Genomic DNA, 20,338 nt, shown 5'->3' with positions numbered 1-20,338 from the left:
GCGTTTGCGTGATCTACTACCGGCCTAGACCATCAGGTGTTGCGAGGACCGCAAGAATCCACCAGATGGTGCGGGGCCCCTTCGCATGTCTGGTGCGGTCACCAGCGGGACGCGATGTCGCTGAGCGTGCGCTCCTTGGTCTCGGCGGCGTACGCCGTGCCGGTGAGCATGAGCTCCTGGACGCCGAGGCGCTCGGTGAACTGCTTGAGCCGCCCGGCGACGTCATCGGCCTCTCCGACGAACTTGATGGCCGGCAGCTGGTCGAGCATCGCGAGGTCGAGGGAGCTCCACTCGCGCTGGGCGGCGACCTCGGGCGACACGATGGGGGCGCGCTGGTTCGTGCGTAGGTTCATCGCGGCGACGCGGGCGGGACCGGCGAGATGGTCGGCCTCCTCGGCGGTCGGGGCGGTCAGCGCGGACGTGCACACCATCGCGTACGGCTCGGACAGGGCCGGCGAGGGCTGGAAGCGGGAGCGGTAAGCGTCCATGACGGCCATGGGGTCCATCTGGCCGAAGTGGTGGGCGTAGCAGTAGCGCAGGCCGAGCATGCCCGCCAGCTGGGCGGCGTAGCCGGACGAGCCGAGCAGCCAGACCTCGGGATGGGAGGTGGCGGCGGGTGTCGCCGACAGCGTCAGCGCGAGCGACTCCTCCAGCCGGTCGTCGCCGAGCCAGGCGAGGACGTCGAGGATGTGCTGGGGGAACTCCTCGACGCCGAGTTGGCCGGCGTCGCGGCGCAGCGCCATAGCGGTGCGCTGGTCGGTGCCGGGCGCGCGCCCGATGCCGAGGTCGATGCGGTTCGGGTGGAGCGCCTCGAGGAGCGCGAACTGCTCGGCGACGACGTAGGGCGCATGGTTGGGCAGCATGACGCCGCCGGAGCCGACGCGGATCCGCTCGGTGCGCGCAGCGATGGCGGCGATCAGCACCGCCGGGGCCGTCGAGGCGATGGCCGGCATGTTGTGGTGCTCGGCGACCCAGAACCTCGCGTACCCCTCGGACTCGGCGTGGCTGGCGAGACGGAGCGTGCGCGCGAGCGCGTCGCCGCTCGACTCGCCCTCGTTCACCATGGCGAGGTCAAGGACTGACAGGGGGATGCTCATGTCGGGACAACCTTCCGACCGGTCGGACTATTCCCTCACCGGAGCGGGGTCGAGCCGGTCGACGTGGTGTCGATGGGCGGCTCGGTCAGGCCGATGCGGCTCTTCATGAGGAACACGTTGTAGGGCGCCCACTGGGACATGAGCCAGTAGATGGTGTCACCGCCGAGGAACCACGGGTGGATGTAGCCGCCGTAGAGGGCCGGATACTGCGCGGCGCTGGCGGCGACCTCGCCGGCGGTCCACGGACCGGTGATCTGGTCGGCGCTGCGAAGCACGATGGAGGCCTGGTCCTCGTCGAGGTGCATGGCGAGCCACTTGCCCATGCCGGTGTGGAAGGTCACCGACATCTCCCCCACCGGGCCGTTGAAGATCGGCGCGGCGGCGCGCGCGCTGCGCGTCCAGTCCTTGCCGTCCCAGTAGCGGTAGGCGGGCACGCGGTCGACCTCGTCGGGTCGCATACGCGCCAGGTAGGCCGAGCCGTGGCGTCCGTTGGTGGTGCCGATCAGGTAGACCCACTCGTCGTCGCGGGCGAAGGTGGCGACCTGGAAGCGGTTGCGGCCGAGCAGGTTCGGAAAGCGTCCGAGCAGGGGTTTGTGCCAAGTGCGGCCGTCGTCGTCGGAGCGGGCGATGCCGGCCTGGAACGTGCGCCAGCGCCCGCCAGCCATCCAGATGAGGACCGACATCCAGTGGACGTAGTGGACGCCGTCGACGGTGATGCCTCCGTTGGGGATGAGCGTGTGCTCGGGGAAGTTGACCTTCGGCGGGTTGAGACGGCTGGTGCGGATGACCTGGGCGGCGCCGCCGCCGGGGCGCATGACGGCCTGATCGAAGACGAACCCGCCGCCCTCGAGGTCGCGGGATGTGGACGATACGAGGACGTTGCGTCGCCAGTCGGCGTTGTGGGGTCCGGCACCGTGGCCGCCCCAGCCCTCGCCGTAGGTGTCGCCGAACATACAGAAGACCCGGTCGTGGCCGGCGTCCCACACGAAGCCGAGGTCGGTGCCGAGGATGCCGAGGCCGTGCGGGGTCTCGTTGGTCGACTCGGCGCCGGTGACCTTGCTGAGCAGGGTCGTCTCGAAGACGCGTACGGCCGTGGTTTGGACCTGATAGTCGCTCACGCGACGATGCTAGCGGGGCAGGTCGGTCCGTTCGGACCGTCCCGTCGCAGCCGTCTCACGGCATGATCGGGGCATGACGTTCTCGCCCCGCCGCCTGTACCGCATCGCCGCGCTCGCCGAGATGGTGACCTGGACCCTGCTGATCGTCGCCATGGTGCTGAAGTACTCGGGCACCACCGAGGCGTTGATCCGACCGGCCGGCCTGGCGCACGGTGCCGCGTTCCTGGCGTACCTGCTGACCAACGTGTTCGTGGCGATGAACCAGCGCTGGGGCTGGCCGACGGTCGCAGCGGGCTTCGCGTCGACGTTCGTGCCGTACGCGACGTACCCGTACGACCGTTGGCTGGAGCGCCACCACCGCTTGGACGGCGACTGGCGTCGCCCCGAGGCGACGGAGGACTCGGGCTTCCTGGAGAAGGTACGCGTGGCTGCGCTCCGCCACCCGTGGCTGGCGATCGCCGCCTCGGTCGTCGTGCTGGGTGCAATCATGTCGTTCCTGCTCTGGCTCGGCCCGCCCACGGGCTGGGCGACCCGCTTCAGCTGAGCGGGCTCTCCCTGCTCTCCGAGCGGAGGCCGCCCGCGGCCGCAGACGAGGAGCCTCCTCGTCTCGCTGGCGCTCACTCGGAGAACAGTGGCACCAGTGGCGCTCGATTCGGATCGGCGAGGACAAGGTCTACCTGTCTGCGGTGATGGATCTGTTGGACGAGCTGTTCTGCACAGGCCCGATCGGGACCATCGACCAACTCGTCACGGAGCTGATCGACCACCCCTTCTGGTTCAACCATCACAGGCCCCATGACAGCAACAAGGGCCTGCCCCCGGTCACCTACCGGGAACAGGCCCTTGCCGCGTAGGCCCCAACCCCTGAACCAGCCCACCAACTGGGACCAGTTCACGCGCGCGAACCGGGGCTACTAATCCAGGTAGTCCCGCAGGACCTGCGAGCGCGACGGGTGGCGCAGCTTGGACATGGTCTTGGACTCGATCTGGCGGATGCGCTCGCGGGTGACGCCGTAGACCTTGCCGATCTCGTCGAGGGTCTTGGGCTGGCCGTCGGTGAGGCCGAAGCGCATGGACACGACGCCGGCCTCGCGCTCGGACAGGGTGTCGAGGACGTCGTTGAGCTGTTCCTGGAGGAGCGTGAAGCTCACGGCGTCGGCGGGCACGACGGCCTCGGAGTCTTCGATGAGGTCGCCGAACTCGGAGTCGCCGTCCTCACCGAGCGGGGTGTGCAGCGAGATGGGCTCGCGGCCGTACTTCTGGACCTCGACGACCTTCTCGGGGGTCATGTCGAGCTCCTTGGCGAGCTCCTCGGGCGTGGGTTCGCGGCCGAGGTCCTGCAGCATCTGGCGCTGGACACGGGCGAGCTTGTTGATGACCTCGACCATGTGGACGGGGATGCGGATGGTGCGGGCCTGGTCGGCCATGGCGCGGGTGATGGCCTGCTTGATCCACCAGGTCGCGTAGGTCGAGAACTTGTAGCCCTTGGTGTAGTCGAACTTCTCGACGGCGCGGATGAGGCCGAGGTTGCCTTCCTGGATGAGGTCGAGGAAGAGCATGCCGCGGCCGGTGTAGCGCTTGGCGAGCGAGACGACGAGGCGGAGGTTGGCCTCGAGAAGGTGGTTCTTGGCCTTGCGTCCGTCGGCGGCGATCCACTCATAGTCGGCGACGAGGCTCTGCTTGATCTTGGCGTCGGGGTCGTTGAGCTGTTCGTCGGCGAACAGGCCGGCCTCGATGCGCTTGGCGAGTTCGACCTCCTGCTCGGCGTTGAGGAGGGCGACCTTGCCGATCTGCTTGAGGTAGTCCTTGACGGGGTCGGCGGTGGCGCCGGCGGCCATGACCTGCTGCTCGGGCTCGTCGGCGTCGTCGGCGTCGGAGAGGGAGAAACCCTGCTGCTCCTCGACGATCTCCTTCTCCTCCTCGGCGGCGGCCTCAGGCTTGAACTGGGACTCGTCGACGTCATCGAGGGTGCGCTTCTTGCCGACCGTGAGGACGAGCTCGTCTCCCTCGATCTTGGCCTCGACCTCGGTCGACCCGGCCTTCACCTGATCGAGCACCTCGGCCGTGGTGGGCTCGCCGGCGGCTGTCTTCTTGGCTGGGGCCTTCTTGGTGGTCTTCGTGGCGGCCGACTTCGTCGTCGCCTTCTTGGCGGGGGCCTTCGCGGCGGGCGAGGCGGCCTCGGTCTCGACGTCGGCAGCGGCCTTCTTGGCGGGAGCCTTCTTCGCCGTGGTCTTCGCAGACGTCGTCTTGGCGGCGGTGCTCTTCTTCGCCGCCGGGGCCTTCTTCGCCGCAGCCTTCTTGGCGGGGGCCTTCTTGGCGGGGGCCTTCTTGGCGGTGGAGGCCTTCACCTCACCGGACGTGCTCGTCGCCGGGGCAGATGCATCTCGCGTTTCGGGGGGCGTCACAAAGAACCTCTCACCTGGTCAACGGTTTCAGGGCGCATTGAACCACGGTGGTGTCAATGCTGCCGACCGAGACATTCTGGCACGCCGCCCCAAAACCTCGTAATCGGGGGTGGGGTGCAAGCGGATCAGGGGGCCTTGACCGCCATGACGGGGATCCCGGCGTCGAGCAGCACCTTCTGGGCGTTGAGTCCCAGGAGGAGCTTGCCGGTCGACGATCGGCGGCGCAGCCCTATGATGATGAGTTCGGCACCGGCCTGGTCCGCGACCTCGAGGATGTGGTCGCCGACGAGTCCGACCTCGCTCGGCTCGGCGAGCCGGTGCTCGAGGTGGTTGAGCGGGGCGAGCACCGCTTGGGCACCCGCGCAGTCGTCGGCGGAGTTGGGGACGACGACGAGTGGGAGGCCGCGCACCTCGGCCTCGGCGATGGCTGCGCGCAAGGCGGCGTCCCCCTCGGGTTTCGTCGAATAACCGACGACGATGGTCATGCGGGGTCCTCCCAGGTGTGGACGGGCTCGTTGGTGTCCATCAGAGAAAGATAGTCCCCCAGCATGCCGCGCAGCGCCGCGGCTCGCGACTCGCCCGCGGCCTCGCGGGCGGCGACGGCGCGGACCTGCCAGTCGGCGCCGTTCGTGCGCGCCGCGCAGCGTCCCTCGACGACCCCGAGGTAGCGGCTGATGTCGTCGTGCGCGACACCCCACATCTCGAGCCCGGCGGCGGCCAGCGGCAGGAGCGTACGCGCGACCAGGTCGGTGGCGGCGCTCTCCCCCAGCCCGGGCCAGGTGAGGCGGGCGTGGATGCCGTCCCGGGCGCCGGCGCGGAAGTTGTCCGCGGCTGCGGCGAAGGGCTCGTCCGCCCACACGGGGTGGTCCTGCGTGGCGAGGGCGCGGGTCAGACCGGCGTAGAAGGCGGCGTTGGCGACCATGTCGACCATCGTGGGGCCGGCGGGCAGGACGCGGTTCTCGACCCGGACGTGGGCGGTCCCGCCGGCCACGTCGTAGACGGGCCGGTTCCACCGGTAGACGGTGCCGTTGAGCAGCGCCAGGGCACGCAGCGACGGCACCTCCTCGTCGGCGTCGGGATCGTCGAGGTCGGGCAGGATCGGCTCGAACCAGTCCTGGTTCTCCTCGAACAGGTCGGCGAACGAGCTGATCCAGCGCTCGCCGAAGAAGACGCGCTCACGCTCGCCGGCGGCCATCTGCGCGGTGGTCCGCACGTCGCTCGCCTGAGTGAAGACCGGGATGCGGGTCTCGGCCCACAGATGACGGCCGAGGAAGAATGGTGAGTTCGCCCCGAGCGCCAGCTGGACGCCGGCGATGGCCTGGGAGGCGTTCCAGAGGGCCGGGAACGCGTTGGGCGCGACCTGGAGGTGGACCTGGTGGGACGTGCACGCCGACTCCGGCGCGATGGTGTCGACGTCCCACTCGAGTGCTTCCGCCCCAGAGATGCGCAGCTCTGCGGGGCGGCCCCCGCGCAGGCGACGCATCTGGTCGTCCAGGACCGTGTAGCGAGGGTTGTCGGACAGCAGCTCACCGGTCAGGTGTTCGCGGCCCAGCGTCGGCAGGATGCCGATGGCGGCCAGGCTTACGTCGAGCCGGGCGGCACGCGACGCGGCGTCGCTGAAGTGACTGCACAGGGTGTGCTCGAAGGTGGATAGCCCCTTGGGGCCGAGCTGGAAGGGCGCGAGGTTCATCTCGATGTTGAACTCACCGAGCTCGGTCACGAAGGCCGGGTCGTTGATGGCCTTCAAGACCTGGTCGTTGCTGGACGAGGGTTCGAGCGCCCGGTCGACGAGGTTCAGCTCGACCTCCATGCCGGCCCGCGGGTTGGCCTCCTCGAAGGGGTGCTCGACGAGCATGCGCCGCAGCTGGTCGAGCTCTGCTGCGGCAACCTCGCGGTAGCGCGCGAAGTCGGCCTCGGTGTATTCGGTGCGTCCGATCTCTTCACCCATGTCCCCCAGTCTGTCGCACCCCGCCCGCGAGCCGAAAGTGGTTCTACAGTGTCGACCGTGACCGAGAACACGATGGCCTCCGAGGCCGACAACCCCATGGGACTGGCGACCGACATCCCCGCGTACTTCCAGCGCACCGGCGCTCACACGTGGATGCCAACCCTCCACGCCCAGGGTGCCTGGCAGGCGCACGAGCAGCACATGTCGCCCGTGGGCGGCCTGCTGGTGCACGCCATCGAGGCGCACGACCCGCGTGAGGAGCTCCAGCTGGCGCGCATCACGTTCGACATCCTGGGCCAGATCCCCGCCGAGGAGACGACCGTGGAGGTCGAGACGATCCGCCCGGGCCGCACGATCGAGCTGGTCGAGGCGCGCCTGTCGGTGGGCGGCCGCACCGTCGTGCGCGCATCCGCGTGGCGCCTGCTGCGCGGGGACTCGTCGCCGGTGGAGGGTACGCCGACCCCGGTGATGCCCGGGCCCGACGATTTCGGCGACTGGGAGGGCTCGTCGGTGTGGCCGGGTGGCTACATCCGCTCGCTCGACCTGCGCCGGGACCCGGCGTCGGCGCCGGGTCAGGGTCGCCTGTGGCTGCACTCCCCGCTGGCGCTGGTCCACGGCGAGGAGAGCTCGCCGACCGCCCGCTTCTGCATGCTGGTCGACACCGCGAACGGCGTGGCGCCCCGCGTCTCCCCCACCCAGTGGATGTTCCCGAACACCGATCTGACGATCCACCTGTTCCGCCAGCCGCGCGCCGAGTGGGTCGGGTTCGACACCGAGGTCGCGTTCGGACCGACGGGCCTGGGCCTGACCTCCACGACGCTGCATGACGTCGACGGCCCCGTCGGCCGGGCCGAGCAGATCCTTACGGTCCGTCCGATCCCGCAGGACTGAAACAAGCCTTCTCGACGCCCGCTCCGGCCGTCGGGCCGGGCGTCGTCATGCCCGTCTGAGTGTGCCTGGTCTCACATTCTGAGAGGATCGCAACCTTTCTGCTCATGGGTCTGGCGACCAACTGATCAGTATGGTTACTGTCCCGTAACCCCCCGACCGGGGGTAAACGCCCAAGGCGTTCCGAGTCTGCACAACGAGGTGTGGAATGTTCAGAAACCTTGCCGGCGGCTGCCTGCTCGCCATCGGCGCAGCGGTCGTCCTGACCCTAGGATCGGGCTCCCAGCTCGAGCACCTGGCCCTCGTCGGGGCCGCGCTCGGCGGAGCCCTTGGACTGGTCCCGGCCGAGCAGCACGTGGGTCGCTTCATCGGCTTCGCGCTCGGCTTCGTTCTGGCCTGGGCCGGCTTCGCCGTACGTGCGGCCGTGCTCCCCGACTCCACCGCCGGCCGCGCCGTCGCGGCCGCCGTGGTCATCGCCCTCCTCGCCGTCGTGGCCGTCGCCTCGCGCGACCGCGTCCCGCTCTGGTCGGCCCTGCTGGGCTGCGCGGCCCTCGTGGCCGCGTACGAGACCACCTACACCGAGGCACCGGCACGATTCCTCACCGAGTCGCCTCAGGCCGCGACGACCATGCTCCTGGCCTGCGCCGTCGGTGTCCTCACCACGACGCTGGCCCACGGCGTACGCGTCGGCGGCCGCGGGCCCGCCGAGCACGACGAGGCTGACGCGCCCGCCGATCCCGACCGACACGCCCACCACGCCGACTCCGACGACCCGATCCTCGACGATGCCCTGGGAGGCCGCGCATGACCCCGACCCGTCACATCGCCCGCGCGACCGCCGTCGCCGGCGCCGCCCTCCTCGCCCTCGGCACGACGGCCCCTGTCGCCCCTGCCGAGGACCGCGTGGACATCACCAACACCGAGACGGTCCAGGCATACCTCGCACCCGACGGCAGCGTCCGCGAGGCCCGCATCTACGAACAGCTGTCGATGGAGGGCCACGGCCCCGTCCACTTGGCCAACCCCGTCGCCACCGACGGGCTGCGCAACCTGGACGAGTTCGGCTCCTTCGACGCCGTCGGGGGCAAGTTGCGCGTGGACGAGAACGTCGACGGCCAGCTTCGCAAGCGCGCCGTGTCAAACTTCGACGCCAAGAAGATCCCCCTCAAGGTCAAGGTCACCTACCTCCTCGACGGCAAGCCCGTGACCGCCAAGCAGGTCGTGGGCCGCTCCGGCCAGCTCGACGTGCGCTACGTGGTCGAGAACGTGACGAGCGTCGACCGCACGTTCTCGCTCGACGACGGCACAGGCAACATGGTCAACCGCACCGAGAAGGTCGTTATCCCCATGGTCGGCCAGCTCCAGACGACGCTGCCCAAGGAGTTCTCCGAGGTTCGCAGCGGCGAGGCCGCCGTCGCCGGTGACGGACGGGGTGGCACCAAGCTGTCGTTCACCATGACGCTGTTCGGACCGATCGGGACGCCGCGCGCCGAGTTCGGCTACAGCGCCCGCATCCGTGACGGGCAGATCCCCGCCGCCACCATCTCCGGCCTGCCAGTGAACCCGCTGCAGAGCCCGTCGTTCAAGGCCGGTGCGGCGTCCTACAACGCCGGCGCGAAGTCGGGACGCGACCTCAGCTCGGGCGCAGCCCAGATCGACGAGAACCTCATCAAGCTCCGCGACGGCGGCAACCAGCTGCTCGCTGGGCTGGTCAAGCTCCGCGAGGGTTCTTCCGAGCTCCACAAGGGCCTCGCCGACGAGGCGGCCCCCGGCGCACGCAAGCTCGCCGACGGCACCGGCCAGCTCAAGGACGGCACGGGACAGCTCGTCGACGGCACCGGCAAGCTCGTCGACGGCACGTCGAAGCTGAAGGACGGCACCGGACAGCTCAAGGACGGCACTGGACAACTGAAGGACGGAACCGGACAGCTGAAGGACGGTGCCGGACAGCTGGATGTCGGCGCGGCCCAGCTCAAGGACGGCCTGGGCCAGGCCCGCGCCGGCGCCCCCGAGCTCATCGCTGGCCTGCAGAAGGTGGCGGACGGCCTCAAGGACCTCGACGAGGGCCTGACGACCATGCACCAGCAGATCGGCGGGCTGCCCGAGAAGGCCAGGCCGCTGCACGAGGGCATCCAGAAGCTGCGCGCGGGCATCGGCACGACCGACCAGCCCGGCACGCTCCTCAACGGTGTCGACCAGCTCCGCACCCAGATCGGTCAGGGCGCCGACGGCCTGCTCACCCTCGAGGACAAGGTCTACAAGGATGCCCAGAACAAGGCCGACGCCGGCGCCTACCAGAAGCTCGACTGCGCCGTCCGCGTCATCAAGCAGCTCAACAACGGCGGACAGGGCACCAACCGCGACGGCAGCCCGCGTACGTCGTTCGACCCGTTCTGCTACGGCGACAAGGCCAGTACGCTCAACAGCGACCTCGTGAAGGCCATCGCCTCCATGCCCGAGTCGAACATCGCCAAGAAGCAGATTCTCGACGCGCTGGCGACCGAGCTCGAGAAGGGCCGCGACCAGCTCGCCAACCCCAACAGTCTGGGGAACGCCGACGACCCGTCCTACATCGACGGCCCCAAGCCCGACCCGTCGAACGCCACCATGCAGCAGGCGCTGTCCTACATCGGCGGCCGTCTCAAGAACCGCGCAGTCCCAGGCCTCACGAAGGTCGAGTGCGGACTCAGCGCGTACTCGTTCGGTAAGGACACCTCCAGTCCCTGCTACGACCGGTCGGCGAAGCAGTTCCAGCCCGGCCTGCTCGAGGGCCTCACCCTCGTCGACCAGGGTGTCGACACCCTCGTCAACGGTGTCGTCGACGCCGTCCACAAGGGCGTCGGGTCGCAGGCCGAGCACGACGACGCGTACAACCGCTCGAAGGCCAAGCAGCCGGTCGATCCGGGCAGCCTCCGCGGCGGCACCGGCGCGCTGTCGGGCGGCATGGAGCTGATCCAGGCCGGCGGCGCCCAGCTGCAAGACGGCGTCGTGAAGCTCGACGAGGGCGCCGGGAAGCTCAAGGACGGCACGAGTCGCCTCAGCCAGGGCGCCGGTGACCTCGACAAGGGCGCCAGCAAGCTCGCCAAGGGCGCAGGCGAGCTCGACAGCGGCGCTGGCGAGCTGAACAAGGGTGCAGGACAGCTGCAGGACGGTGCCGGCCGGCTCGACGAGGGCGCGGGCCAGCTCGACGACGGTGCGAAGCGCCTCGCCCCCGGCCTCGCCAAGGCCGCCGACGGTGCCGGCCAAGTCGCCGACGGCAACCGCCAGGCCGCAGACGGGGCGGCGAAGATCCCGGACGGCGCCCAGCAGCTCCACGAGAAGGGCAGCAGCAAGCTGATGGAAGCCGGCCGCAGCACCGCCGTCGACTATGGCCTGAAGTACGCAGCCGTCGAGGCCGGCGCCCAGCGCGCCGACCGCGAGGCGATGCCGGTCGGCGCACCCGAGGGTGCGACGGGCCTGACCGCGTACTCGCTGGAGATCGCCGGCGCCGACGCGTCCGAGTCGCGCAGCATGGGCCACGGCCTCGCCGGGCTCGGTCTGTTCGCCGCCGCAGCCGCCACGGCGGTCGTGCGCCGACGGTTCGTCTGACGCACCGCCCGGACGGCGGCGGCCCGACCGGGTCGCCGCCGTCGCGCTGCCCGGGGCTCCCGACGCGGTTAGGGTGGCCGGCATGGATGACGCACGACTCCCCCACGCCAAGCACGTCGACACCGTCCGAGAGCACCACGGCCACCGCTTCACCGACCCGTTCGAGTGGCTGCGCGACTCCGACGACCCCGAGGTCATCGCCCACCTGGAGGCCGAGAACGCGTGGACGCGGTCCCGCACGGCGCACCTGGACCCGCTGATCGAGGAAGTGTTCGAGTCTGTGCGCGCCCGCACGCGGGAGACCGACCTGAGCGTGCCCGCGCTGGCGACCCACCACGACGCCGGCAGCGACCGACCGTACTGGTATTACACGCGCACAGTCGAGGGCCTCGATTACGCCATCCACTGCCGGGTCGCCGCCACCGGGACCACGCCTCCCGACCTGGCCGACGACGTCGAGGGCGAGGAGGTCCTCCTGGACGGCAACGCCGAGGCCGAGGGCCACGAGTTCTTCTCTGTCGGCACCTTCGCCGTCTCCCCGAACGGCCGTGTCCTCGCATACTCGGTCGACCACACCGGCGCCGAGCGCTACACATTGCGCTTCCGCGACCTCGCCACCGGCGAGGACCTGCCCACCACGATCGAGAACACCGCTTGGGGGCTGTCGTGGGCCGGCGAAGAGCACGTCTTCTACTCGCGCGCCGACGAGTCGTGGCGGCCCCACCAGGTGCTGCGCCACCGGCTGGGCGACCCGGCCGACGCCGACCCCGTCGTCTTCCAGGAGGACGACGAGCGGTTCTGGCTCGACGTGACCGACTCCCGCGACGAGCGCCAGGTCGTCGTCTCACTGGGATCGAAGACCTCCAGCGAGGTGTGGCTGCTCGACAGCGCCGACCCGACCGGGGACCTGCGCTGCGTGGCACCGCGCGCCGACGGCGTCGAGTATGAGGTCGAACCGGCCGGCGACCGGCTGCTGGTGGTCCACAACCGGGACGGCGCCGACTTCGCGCTCGCGGAGGCACCCCTGGATGCCACCTCGTCCGACCAGTGGGTCGACGTGCTCCCCCACCGCTGCGGCGACCGCATCCTCGGCGTGGACGCCTACACGGGGTTCGCGGTCGTGTCGCTGCGCCGCGACGGCCAGACGGCGCTCCACGTCATCCCGCGTACTCCGGACGGCGGGTTCGCGCCCGGCCGCGACGTCGTGTTCGACGAGCCCCTGCACACCGTCGGTGCGGTGGGCGCGTTCGACGTCGACGCCACGTCGGTTCGCCTGTCGTACACCTCCATGATCACCCCGTCGTCGGTGCTGGAGCTCGACCTGGCCACCGGCGGCACCACCCTGCTGAAGGAAACCCCGGTCCTCGACCACCCGGTCCACGGCGCCTACGACCGGGACGACTACGTCCAGGAGCGGGTCTGGGCGACGGCCGACGACGGCACGCGCATCCCCATGTCGGTCGTCCGTCGCCGCGACGTGCCGCTGGACGGGTCCGCGCCCGCAGTCTTGTATGGGTACGGGGCGTACGAGATCTCGATGGACCCGTACTTCTCGATCATGCGGCTGTCGTTCCTGGACCGAGGCTTCGTGTTCGCCATCGCCCACGTACGCGGGGGCGGCGAGATGGGCCGCCACTGGTACGACGACGGAAAGCTGCTGGCCAAGAAGAACTCCTTCACCGACTTCGTCGCCTGCGCCCGCCACCTCGTGGACCAGGGCTACACGTCGGCCGACCGGCTCGCCGCCGAAGGGGGCTCGGCGGGCGGCCTGCTGATGGGCGCCGTCGCCAACCTCGCGCCGGAGGCTTTCCGAGCGATCCACGCCGCCGTGCCGTTCGTCGACCCCCTCACGAGCATTCTCGACCCGGACCTGCCGCTGACGGTGACCGAGTGGGAGGAGTGGGGCAACCCGCTGGAGGATCCCGAGGTGTACTCGTACATGCGCGACTACTCGCCCTACGAGAACGTGCGCGACACCGCATACCCGGCGATCCTGGCGACGACGAGCCTCAACGACACCCGCGTGCTCTATGTGGAGCCGGCGAAGTGGGTGGCGGCGCTGCGCGAGCACGCGACCAACGGCGACGACCGGCCGATCCTGCTCAAGACCGAGATGGTCGCCGGGCATGGCGGGGTGACCGGGCGCTACAAGGTCTGGCGCGAGCACGCGTTCGAGATCGCCTGGGTGATCGACCAGGTGATACCCGAGCGGCCCTGATCGACGAATCAGGATCAGGGTTGTGTGACGCATGTCATACAACCCTGGTCTGAGGGCCGACCAACCGGCTCATCTCAGGGTCGATCATCAGGGGCGAGTCAGGGTTTGCGGGGAATCCTTGGGGCGGGCTCGTCGTTGTGGGGATGTAGGCAACGGAAGGAGCCATCCACATGGCCACGAGCACCGCCACCCGCGTCCGGTCGAACGACGGCATCGACGGGAAGGACGCGGTCGGTCTTTACCTGGACGGAATCGCGAAGACGCCCCTGCTGACCGCCGAGGAGGAGGTCGAGCTCGCCCGCACGATCGAGGCCGGCCTGTACGCCGAACAGATCCTGTCCGGCGAGGTCACCCGCGCCCAGCGCACCGCCGGCGCCCGCGAGAACGGGAACGCCGCCCGCCGCGTCTCCACCGCCGAACTCGAACAGCTCGTCGAGCTGGGCCACCGGGCTCAGGCCCGCTTCGTCCAGGCCAACCTCCGCCTGGTTGTGTCGGTCGCCCGCAAGTACGGCCGCGCCCAGATGCCGCTGCTCGACCTCGTTCAGGAGGGCAACACCGGCCTGATCCGCGCCGTCGAGAAGTTCGACTACACCAAGGGCTTCAAGTTCTCGACGTACGCGACCTGGTGGGTCCGCCAGTCGATCTCCCGCGGCATCGCCCAGCAGGGTCGCATCGTCCGCCTCCCCGTCCACGTTGCCGAGCAGGTCAACCAGGTCGGCTCCGTGCGCCGCACGCTGGAGCGCCGCCTGGGTCGTGAGCCGGAGATCGAGGAGATCGCCGCCGAGATGGAGATCGAGCCCGAGAAGGTCGTCGACCTCATCCGCTACGGCCGCGAGCACATCTCGCTGGACGCCCCCGTCGAGGAGGACGGCGACACCTCGCTGGGCGACCTGATCGCCCGCGAGCCGCTGCCCGGTCCCGACGAGATGGTCATCGACGCCGAGGACCGTGAGCGACTCGAGTCGATGCTGTCCAGCCTCGACGACCGCTCGGCCGACGTCGTGCGCCGCCGCTACGGCCTCGTCGACGGACGCCAGGCCAAGCTCGCCGACATCGGTGCCGTGTGGGGCATCACCGCCGAGCGCGTACGCCAGATCGAGCGCCACGCGCTGGCCAAGCTGCGGGAGAACACCGACCTCGCCGCCTGACCCGCGGACGCGAGCGGCACGACGGTCCTCGACCGTCGTGCCGTTCGTCGTTCACCGCCCTGGCCGAACCGGACGCGTGCGGACGACGGCCCTCTTCGCGGGGAGCAGCATGACCGCCAGCAGCCAGAACCCGACCGCCAGGCCGCCGGAGGACCTCGCCGAGGAAGGTCCACACGAACCAACGACGCGCCAATAGGCCCCCTTCGGGTCGGCGCGCGTCATCGGCCGCCTTCGAGCACCTCTCGCGTGACGCGGATCAACCCCTCCTGCGCGCAGGTGGCGACGAGCTCGCCGTCCTGGAAGATGCGGCCCATCGCGAGCCCGCGCGCGTTGGACGCCGACGGGGTGGTCTGGTCGTAGAGCCACCACTGATCGGCCCGGATCGGGCGGTGGAACCACATCACGTGGTCGAGCGAGGCGGCCTGCACGTCACGGGTGCCCCAGCGCACGTTGTGCGGCATGACGCTGATCGACAGCAGCGTCAGGTCCGACGCGTACGCCACCGCCGCCTCGTGGACGCTCTGCGCCTCGGGCAGCTGGCCATCGACACGCACCCACACGCGGGCGTGGCCGCGGTGGTTGTGGGCGTCGATGCGACGGCTCCCGGGCGCGGCGGAGTCGCCGACGTAGCGGACGTCGAGCACGCCCCACTCCTGCTCCCACAGGTCGGGGCTCTGGCCGGACGCCTTCGCCAGCACGTCGGACAGGCGCGGGCACGACTCGGGATCGGGCGCCGGGGGCATGCGGTCCTGGTGGTCGAGGCCGTCCTCGGGAACCTGGAACGACGCGGCGAGCTGGAAGATGTGCTCGCCGTTCTGGATGGCCGCGACGCGGCGCTGCGAGAACGACCCGCCGTCGCGCGCGACCTCGACCTCATACACGATCGGCAGATCCGCCCGCCCGGGGCGAAGGAAGTATGCGTGCAACGAATGCGGACGACGGTCTTCCTCGACGGTGCGGGCGGCCGCCCCGAGAGCCTGGGCCATCACCAGGCCGCCGAACGTGCGCTGGCGGCTCGTCTGGTCATGGTCTCCCCGGAACAGGCGGGTGTCGAGCTGCTCGAGGTCGAGCAGTTCGGTGAGTCGTCGGATCTCCTGCGGCATCAGTGTCCCTCGTCGTCCTTGTGGTTCTGCTCGGCCAGGAATCGCTCCAGCTCTGCACCGATCTCGTCGGCCGACGGCACCGGCCGGGTCTGGTCCTGTACCTCGTCGTACGCCACCTCGAGCTGTGACACGACCTCCTGGACTTCGGGCGAGGCCTCCATCTCGCGAGAGATCTCGGCGAGGTTCACCAACGCCCGCTCCTCGAGGTCGCCCAGCGCGAACCCGAGGCCCGTCATCTCGTTCAGCCGCTCGAGCGCGGCGATCGTGGCCTGGTGGAACGGAGAGTTCGACAGGTAGTGCGGCACGTTCGCGGCGATCCCGGCGGCATCGATGCCGTGCTGGCCGAGCTCGAGCTCGAGCAGCGCGGGGAAGCTGCCGGGGATCTCCATGCGCCCCACCCAGACAGGGTTGACGATGCCGCTCAACTCGGGACGCGTGCCATGGCCGGTGAGCAGGGTCGGGCGGGTGTGCGGCACGCCGATCGGGATTCCGTACGCCGTCACCGCCAGCCTCACCTCGAGGCGCTGGGCCAACCCACGGATCGCGGCGGCGGTCCGCTCCCACTGCACGTCGGGTTCCGGGCCGGTCAGCAGCAGGAAGTCCTCCCCCGCCGGCGACGTGGCGCGCAGCAGCTCCAGGCGGAACGGCTCGACCGACTTCCAGTGGTCGGTGTCGAAGACCATCGCGGGCCGTCGCGAGCGGTAGTCGTGGAGCTGGTCCACGTCGAAGCGGACCAGCGTCTCGGTCTTGCACTGGGCCCGGATGTGCTCGGCGAGCGTGCGTCCGACCTGGCCGGCGTCGATGTAGCCCTGCAGCAGATGGATCATCACCGGCTGCCGCCCCCGATGCTGGTCCCACACGGCCGGGTTGAGCTGGTAGAGCAGTCGAGGATCGAGCATGGGATCCAATCTAGCGGTGTCGTGCACGGGCGTCGGCGATCGCGTTCATGACGCGCTTGCGTGAGACGGGTACGCGGGTGCCCAGCGCCTGGGCGTACGCGGAGATGCGCAGCTCCTCGATCATCCAGCCGATGGCGTCGACGTCGGGCGGCAGCGCCCCGGCGGGCATGGCAGCGCACAACTCGGCGTACGCGTCCTCGACCGCCCACACCGCCTCGGATGCCTGGAAGTCGCGCGACGGGTTGTTGGCCAGGCCGATGATCCGTACGTCGATGCCGTGCAGGTAGCGCGGGAGATCGGAGAAGTGGGGTTCGGGCGTGGCCGCGACGAACCCGCCGAAGACCAGGTTGTCGACCTGCTCGGACATGTCGGCGCGCAGGTCGGCGTCGGCGACGCCTTCGAGCCTGATCCGGAGGTCCTGGACTCGTCGCAGGATGTCGGCGACCGTGCGCACGACGGCGAGCATTCGCTCGGGGTTGTCCTGGCGGACGGCGTCGCACAGCGCCGTGAACCGTTCGGCCGTGGTGATGTCGGAGCCGTCGGTCCGCGCGGCGACGAGGTCGCCGACGGCCTTGAGCCGCGCGTCGGCGAGCAGCGCCCGGACCGTGGTGTACGGGCTGTGGCCCAGCGACAGCTTGTCGGTGGCCGACAGGTGGGACACGACCCACTTCGTCGGGTCGGGCGTGTTGAGCAGGACGAGCCGGCGCAGGCCGGGCGGGCGGGCCCGGTCGCGGGCGGCGGCCGAGTCGTGGACGAGCAGGGCGACGCTGCTGCCCTCGTCGACGAGTCCCGGGTAGCCGACCCCGCGGGCACCGACTGCGATCAAGTCGCGGATGGTGCCGAACTGCCAGTCGGTCGCGCCCCTGCGGGCGGTCGACGACGCCGCCTTCGTCAGGCGCTGGGTGACCGTGGGCGCCAGCTCGTCGCGCAGCGCGCGTAAGTCCTTGCCGCGCTTGACCACCCTGCGGTTCTGGGCCGGGTCGACGACGGCGAAGCCCACGGCCAGGTGGTCGTCGACGGCGTGTGTGCCCCACGCCTCGGCGGGGATCGTGGTGCCCTGCAGGCGGCGCAGCGCGTCGCCGAGGGCCTCGGGCAGCGTCGTGGAGTCAGGATCCACTCCCCTGCCGGTGATGTCGTCGAGGGCCTTGCGCGCCCAGTCCGGCGCGGGCACGAACGACGTGCGCAGTTGCTTGGGCAACGAGCGGATCAGCTCGGTGGCGAGCTCGTGGCGCAGGCCGGGGACCTGCCACGTGAACGGCCGCTCGGAGACCTGGTTGAGCAGCGGCAGGTCGATCTCGACCGTCACGCCGTCTTGGCCCGAGCCCGGGTCGAACACGTACGTGATCGGCAGGTCGTGGCCCGCGGTGGTCCAGTGGTCGGGGAAGTCGTCGGCGCCCACCGCGTCGGGGTCGGCGACGAGGTCGTCGAGCACCAGGTCGAGGTACGCATCGTCCTCGTGGCGCTTCTTGCGCCACCACGCGTCGAAGTGGTTCTGGGACACCACGTCGTGCGGCACGCGCGCGTCGTAGAAGTCGAAGATCACTTGGTCGTCGACGACGATGTCGCGGCGGCGCGTACGCTCCTCGAGCTCGGCCGCGTCCGCGCGGACCTTCTCGTTGCGCGCGAAGAAGTGGTGTCGTGTACGCCAATCGCCCTCGACCAGCGCGGAGCGGATGAACATCTCGCGGGCGGCGACCGGGTCGATCTTCGCGTACGCCACGGGGCGCTGCGCGATGAGGGGGACTCCGAGCAGCATGACGCGCTCCATAGCCATGACCGATCCGCTGCGGGCCGACCAATGGGGCTCGGAGTAGGAACGCTTCAGCAGGTGGGCGCCGACCTCCTCGACCCATGCCGCCTCGATGCCGGCGACGTCACGCGCCCACAGGCGCGTCGTCTCGACGAGCTCACCGGCCATGACCAGCTCGGGCTGGGTCCGGGCCACCGACGAGCCCGGGTTGATGGCGAACCGCGCCCCGCGCGCCCCCAGATATTCGCGGGGACCCCGGCGCCGCTTCCCGCCCGGCTGCGCCTTCTTCTCGTCGCGCAGGTCGGCCAGGCCGACGTGCGAGAGCAGACCCGACAGGATGGCGGTGTGGATGGCCTGCGGGGTACCGGGCTGCCGATTGCGCTCGAGCTTCAGGTCGCGGGTGATTTCAACGAGCTGCTGGTGGAGGTCCTGCCACTCGCGCACCCGCAAGAAGTTCAGGAACTCGTCGCGGCACATGCGTCGGAACGCGTTGCCCGACAGCACGCGCCGCTGGTCGCGCAGGTAGTCCCAAAGCCGCAGGTAGGCCAGGAAGTCCGAGCCATCGGGGTCGGGCTGGTCCCCCGCCCCGTCCCGGGTACGCCGCCGCTCCTCCTGCTGCCCGCTTCCGGGACGCCTCTTCGCCTCGGTCGGTGGGGTGAGCCCCTCCGCCGGCATCGCCGCCCAGAACCGCCGGTGCAGGGCGTCGGCCTGCTCCCGATTGTTCGTCGGCCGCTCGCGCGGGTCCTGGACGGTCAGCCCGGCGACGATGACCATGACCTCGTCGAGGCAGCCCTGCTTCTCCGCCTCCACGAGCATGCGGGCCAGGCGCGGGTCGAGCGGGATGCGCGACAACCGCTTACCGGTCTTCGTCAGTCGCGGCGCGGTGCGTGCGCCGCCCTTCGCCGGCTCGAGGGCACCCAGCTCGTCGAGCAGGCGCAGGCCGTCGGCGATCTGGGACGAGTCGGGTGGTTCGACGAACGGGAAGTCGGTGATGTCGCCCAGCCCGGCATCGGCCATCTGGAGGATGACGGATGCGAGATTGGTACGCAGGATCTCGGGCTCGGTGAACGCGGGACGGGCTTCGAAGTCCTCCTCGGAGTAGAGGCGGATCGCGATGCCCGGCGCAACGCGGCCGCAACGACCCGAGCGCTGGTTGGCCGAGGCCTGGGACACGGGCTCGATCGGCAGGCGCTGGACCTTGGTGCGCACGGAGTAGCGCGAGATGCGGGCGGTGCCCGGGTCGATGACGTAGCGGATTCCCGGCACGGTCAGCGATGTCTCGGCGACGTTGGTGGCGAGCACGATGCGGGTGCCCGTGTGCGGGGTGAACACCTTGTGCTGCTCGGCGGCCGACAGGCGCGCGTACAGCGGCACGACCTCGGTGAAGCGCAGTTTCATGGCCTCCAGAGCGTCGGCGGTGTCGCGGATCTCCCGCTCGCCGGACAGGAAGACGAGGATGTCGCCGGTGCCCTCGGCGCGGAGCTCGGTGACGGCGTCGCAGATGGCGTCGACTTGGTCTCGGGGCTCGATGTCGCCCGGTTCGCCGTCGGCCCCGTCCTCGCGGATGGGCCGGTAGCGGACCTCGACCGGGTAGGTGCGGCCCGAGACCTCGATGATCGGCGCCGGGGTCCCGTCGGGGGCGGCGAAGTGCTGGGCGAAACGTTCGGTGTCGATGGTCGCCGAGGTGATGACGACCTTGAGGTCGGGGCGCCTCGGCAGGAGCTGTTTCAGGTAGCCGAGCAGGAAGTCGATGTTCAGCGACCGCTCGTGGGCCTCGTCGATGATGATGCAGTCGTAGCGCTTCAGCAGGCGGTCGTGGCTGATCTCGGCCAGCAGGACGCCATCTGTCATCACCTTGATCCGCGTGTCGCGCCCCGCGCGGCGGGTGAACCTGACCTGATAGCCGACGAGCTCACCGATCTCGGAGCCCATCTCCTCGGCGATGCGCTCGGCCACCGAGCGGGCGGCGAGCCGGCGGGGCTGGGTGTGGGCGATGCGGCCCAGCCCCAGTTGCAGGCACATCTTCGGCAGCTGGGTCGTCTTGCCCGAGCCCGTCTCGCCGGCGACGACGACGACCTGATGGTCGCGCACGGCCGACTGGATGTCGTCGACCCGCGCAGAGATCGGCAGGTCGGGATAGGTGATCTGGGGCTCAGGCATGGCCGCCCCAGCCTAC

At 70.2% G+C, this 20,338-nt stretch carries 15 protein-coding genes; 7 read left to right on the top strand and 8 right to left on the bottom strand.

Annotated features, from left to right (window positions below):
• Window positions 1-98: 98 nt before the first annotated feature.
• Window positions 99-1,097, bottom strand: coding sequence for an LLM class flavin-dependent oxidoreductase (locus tag ACYVGD_RS15110; RefSeq protein ID WP_460744603.1), 999 nt, complete (start codon window positions 1,095-1,097; stop codon window positions 99-101).
• 35 nt (window positions 1,098-1,132) lie between these two features.
• A complete protein-coding gene (locus tag ACYVGD_RS15105) occupies window positions 1,133-2,215 on the bottom strand; it encodes a DUF4185 domain-containing protein (protein WP_460744602.1) in 1,083 nt (360 codons plus the stop codon).
• A gap of 73 nt (window positions 2,216-2,288) precedes the next feature.
• Between ACYVGD_RS15105 and ACYVGD_RS15100 the strand changes: the two genes are divergently transcribed.
• Together ACYVGD_RS15100 and ACYVGD_RS15095 are read left to right on the top strand one after the other, a co-directional pair.
• A complete protein-coding gene (locus ACYVGD_RS15100; RefSeq protein WP_460744601.1) occupies window positions 2,289-2,759 on the top strand; it encodes a DUF3817 domain-containing protein in 471 nt (156 codons plus the stop codon).
• A gap of 145 nt (window positions 2,760-2,904) precedes the next feature.
• The gene (locus ACYVGD_RS15095) at window positions 2,905-3,069 is read left to right on the top strand and encodes an IS3 family transposase (protein WP_460744600.1); all 165 of its coding nucleotides are present in this window, start codon (window positions 2,905-2,907) and stop codon (window positions 3,067-3,069) included.
• A 60-nt stretch (window positions 3,070-3,129) separates the two neighbouring features.
• Here ACYVGD_RS15095 and ACYVGD_RS15090 read toward each other — a convergent pair whose 3' ends face one another.
• From ACYVGD_RS15090 to ACYVGD_RS15080, 3 genes are all read right to left on the bottom strand, one after another.
• A complete protein-coding gene (locus ACYVGD_RS15090) occupies window positions 3,130-4,620 on the bottom strand; it encodes an RNA polymerase sigma factor (protein WP_460744598.1) in 1,491 nt (496 codons plus the stop codon).
• A 125-nt stretch (window positions 4,621-4,745) separates the two neighbouring features.
• Window positions 4,746-5,105, bottom strand: coding sequence for a universal stress protein (locus ACYVGD_RS15085; protein WP_460744597.1), 360 nt, complete (start codon window positions 5,103-5,105; stop codon window positions 4,746-4,748).
• Window positions 5,102-6,568, bottom strand: coding sequence for a glutamate--cysteine ligase (locus ACYVGD_RS15080; protein WP_460744596.1), 1,467 nt, complete (start codon window positions 6,566-6,568; stop codon window positions 5,102-5,104). The genes ACYVGD_RS15085 and ACYVGD_RS15080 overlap by 4 nt, the downstream gene beginning before the upstream one ends.
• 57 nt (window positions 6,569-6,625) lie before the next feature.
• On the opposite strand from ACYVGD_RS15080, the gene ACYVGD_RS15075 reads away from it, so the two are divergent.
• From ACYVGD_RS15075 to ACYVGD_RS15055, 5 genes are all read left to right on the top strand, one after another.
• On the top strand, window positions 6,626-7,459 hold the full coding sequence (locus tag ACYVGD_RS15075) for a thioesterase family protein (protein ID WP_460744595.1): 834 nt from the start codon (window positions 6,626-6,628) through the stop codon (window positions 7,457-7,459).
• A gap of 205 nt (window positions 7,460-7,664) precedes the next feature.
• The gene (locus ACYVGD_RS15070; RefSeq protein WP_460744594.1) at window positions 7,665-8,264 is read left to right on the top strand and encodes a hypothetical protein; all 600 of its coding nucleotides are present in this window, start codon (window positions 7,665-7,667) and stop codon (window positions 8,262-8,264) included.
• Window positions 8,261-11,044 carry a hypothetical protein gene (locus tag ACYVGD_RS15065; RefSeq protein ID WP_460744593.1) on the top strand — a complete coding sequence of 928 codons (2,784 nt, stop codon included), beginning with the start codon at window positions 8,261-8,263 and terminating at the stop codon, window positions 11,042-11,044. Before ACYVGD_RS15070 ends, ACYVGD_RS15065 begins: the two co-directional genes overlap by 4 nt.
• Before the next feature lie 82 nt (window positions 11,045-11,126).
• Entirely contained in the window at window positions 11,127-13,262 is a 2,136-nt protein-coding gene (locus tag ACYVGD_RS15060) for a S9 family peptidase (RefSeq protein WP_460744592.1), read from the top strand.
• 170 nt (window positions 13,263-13,432) lie between these two features.
• Window positions 13,433-14,410 carry a sigma-70 family RNA polymerase sigma factor gene (locus ACYVGD_RS15055; RefSeq protein ID WP_460744591.1) on the top strand — a complete coding sequence of 326 codons (978 nt, stop codon included), beginning with the start codon at window positions 13,433-13,435 and terminating at the stop codon, window positions 14,408-14,410.
• A gap of 218 nt (window positions 14,411-14,628) precedes the next feature.
• On the opposite strand, the gene ACYVGD_RS15050 is transcribed toward ACYVGD_RS15055, so the two are convergent.
• The 3 genes from ACYVGD_RS15050 to hrpA are packed head-to-tail and all read right to left on the bottom strand — an operon-like array spanning window position 14,629 to window position 20,322.
• Window positions 14,629-15,513, bottom strand: a complete 885-nt coding sequence (locus ACYVGD_RS15050; RefSeq protein WP_460744590.1) for an acyl-CoA thioesterase — start codon at window positions 15,511-15,513, stop codon at window positions 14,629-14,631.
• Entirely contained in the window at window positions 15,513-16,412 is a 900-nt protein-coding gene (locus ACYVGD_RS15045) for a PAC2 family protein (RefSeq protein ID WP_460744589.1), read from the bottom strand. The genes ACYVGD_RS15050 and ACYVGD_RS15045 overlap by 1 nt, the downstream gene beginning before the upstream one ends.
• 10 nt (window positions 16,413-16,422) lie before the next feature.
• Window positions 16,423-20,322 carry an ATP-dependent RNA helicase HrpA gene (hrpA, locus tag ACYVGD_RS15040; RefSeq protein ID WP_460744588.1) on the bottom strand — a complete coding sequence of 1,300 codons (3,900 nt, stop codon included), beginning with the start codon at window positions 20,320-20,322 and terminating at the stop codon, window positions 16,423-16,425.
• Between the last annotated feature and the right edge of the window lie 16 nt (window positions 20,323-20,338).

The sequence above is a fragment of the Mariniluteicoccus endophyticus genome (genome assembly GCF_054780035.1).
Note: the sequence above shows the minus strand (reverse complement) of the source record. Positions and strands in the feature narration are given on the sequence as shown.

Excerpts from the sequence above, each read along its gene's own strand:
- ACYVGD_RS15110 (WP_460744603.1), bottom strand. The coding sequence starts at position 1,097 with ATGAGCATCCCCCTGTCAGTCCTTGACCTCGCCATGGTGAACGAGGGC.
- ACYVGD_RS15100 (WP_460744601.1), top strand. The coding sequence starts at position 2,289 with ATGACGTTCTCGCCCCGCCGCCTGTACCGCATCGCCGCGCTCGCCGAG.
- ACYVGD_RS15095 (WP_460744600.1), top strand. The coding sequence starts at position 2,905 with ATGGATCTGTTGGACGAGCTGTTCTGCACAGGCCCGATCGGGACCATC.
- ACYVGD_RS15085 (WP_460744597.1), bottom strand. The coding sequence starts at position 5,105 with ATGACCATCGTCGTCGGTTATTCGACGAAACCCGAGGGGGACGCCGCC.
- ACYVGD_RS15080 (WP_460744596.1), bottom strand. The coding sequence starts at position 6,568 with ATGGGTGAAGAGATCGGACGCACCGAATACACCGAGGCCGACTTCGCG.
- ACYVGD_RS15070 (WP_460744594.1), top strand. The coding sequence starts at position 7,665 with ATGTTCAGAAACCTTGCCGGCGGCTGCCTGCTCGCCATCGGCGCAGCG.
- ACYVGD_RS15065 (WP_460744593.1), top strand. The coding sequence starts at position 8,261 with ATGACCCCGACCCGTCACATCGCCCGCGCGACCGCCGTCGCCGGCGCC.
- ACYVGD_RS15060 (WP_460744592.1), top strand. The coding sequence starts at position 11,127 with ATGGATGACGCACGACTCCCCCACGCCAAGCACGTCGACACCGTCCGA.
- ACYVGD_RS15055 (WP_460744591.1), top strand. The coding sequence starts at position 13,433 with ATGGCCACGAGCACCGCCACCCGCGTCCGGTCGAACGACGGCATCGAC.
- ACYVGD_RS15050 (WP_460744590.1), bottom strand. The coding sequence starts at position 15,513 with ATGCCGCAGGAGATCCGACGACTCACCGAACTGCTCGACCTCGAGCAG.
- ACYVGD_RS15045 (WP_460744589.1), bottom strand. The coding sequence starts at position 16,412 with ATGCTCGATCCTCGACTGCTCTACCAGCTCAACCCGGCCGTGTGGGAC.
- hrpA (WP_460744588.1), bottom strand. The coding sequence starts at position 20,322 with ATGCCTGAGCCCCAGATCACCTATCCCGACCTGCCGATCTCTGCGCGG.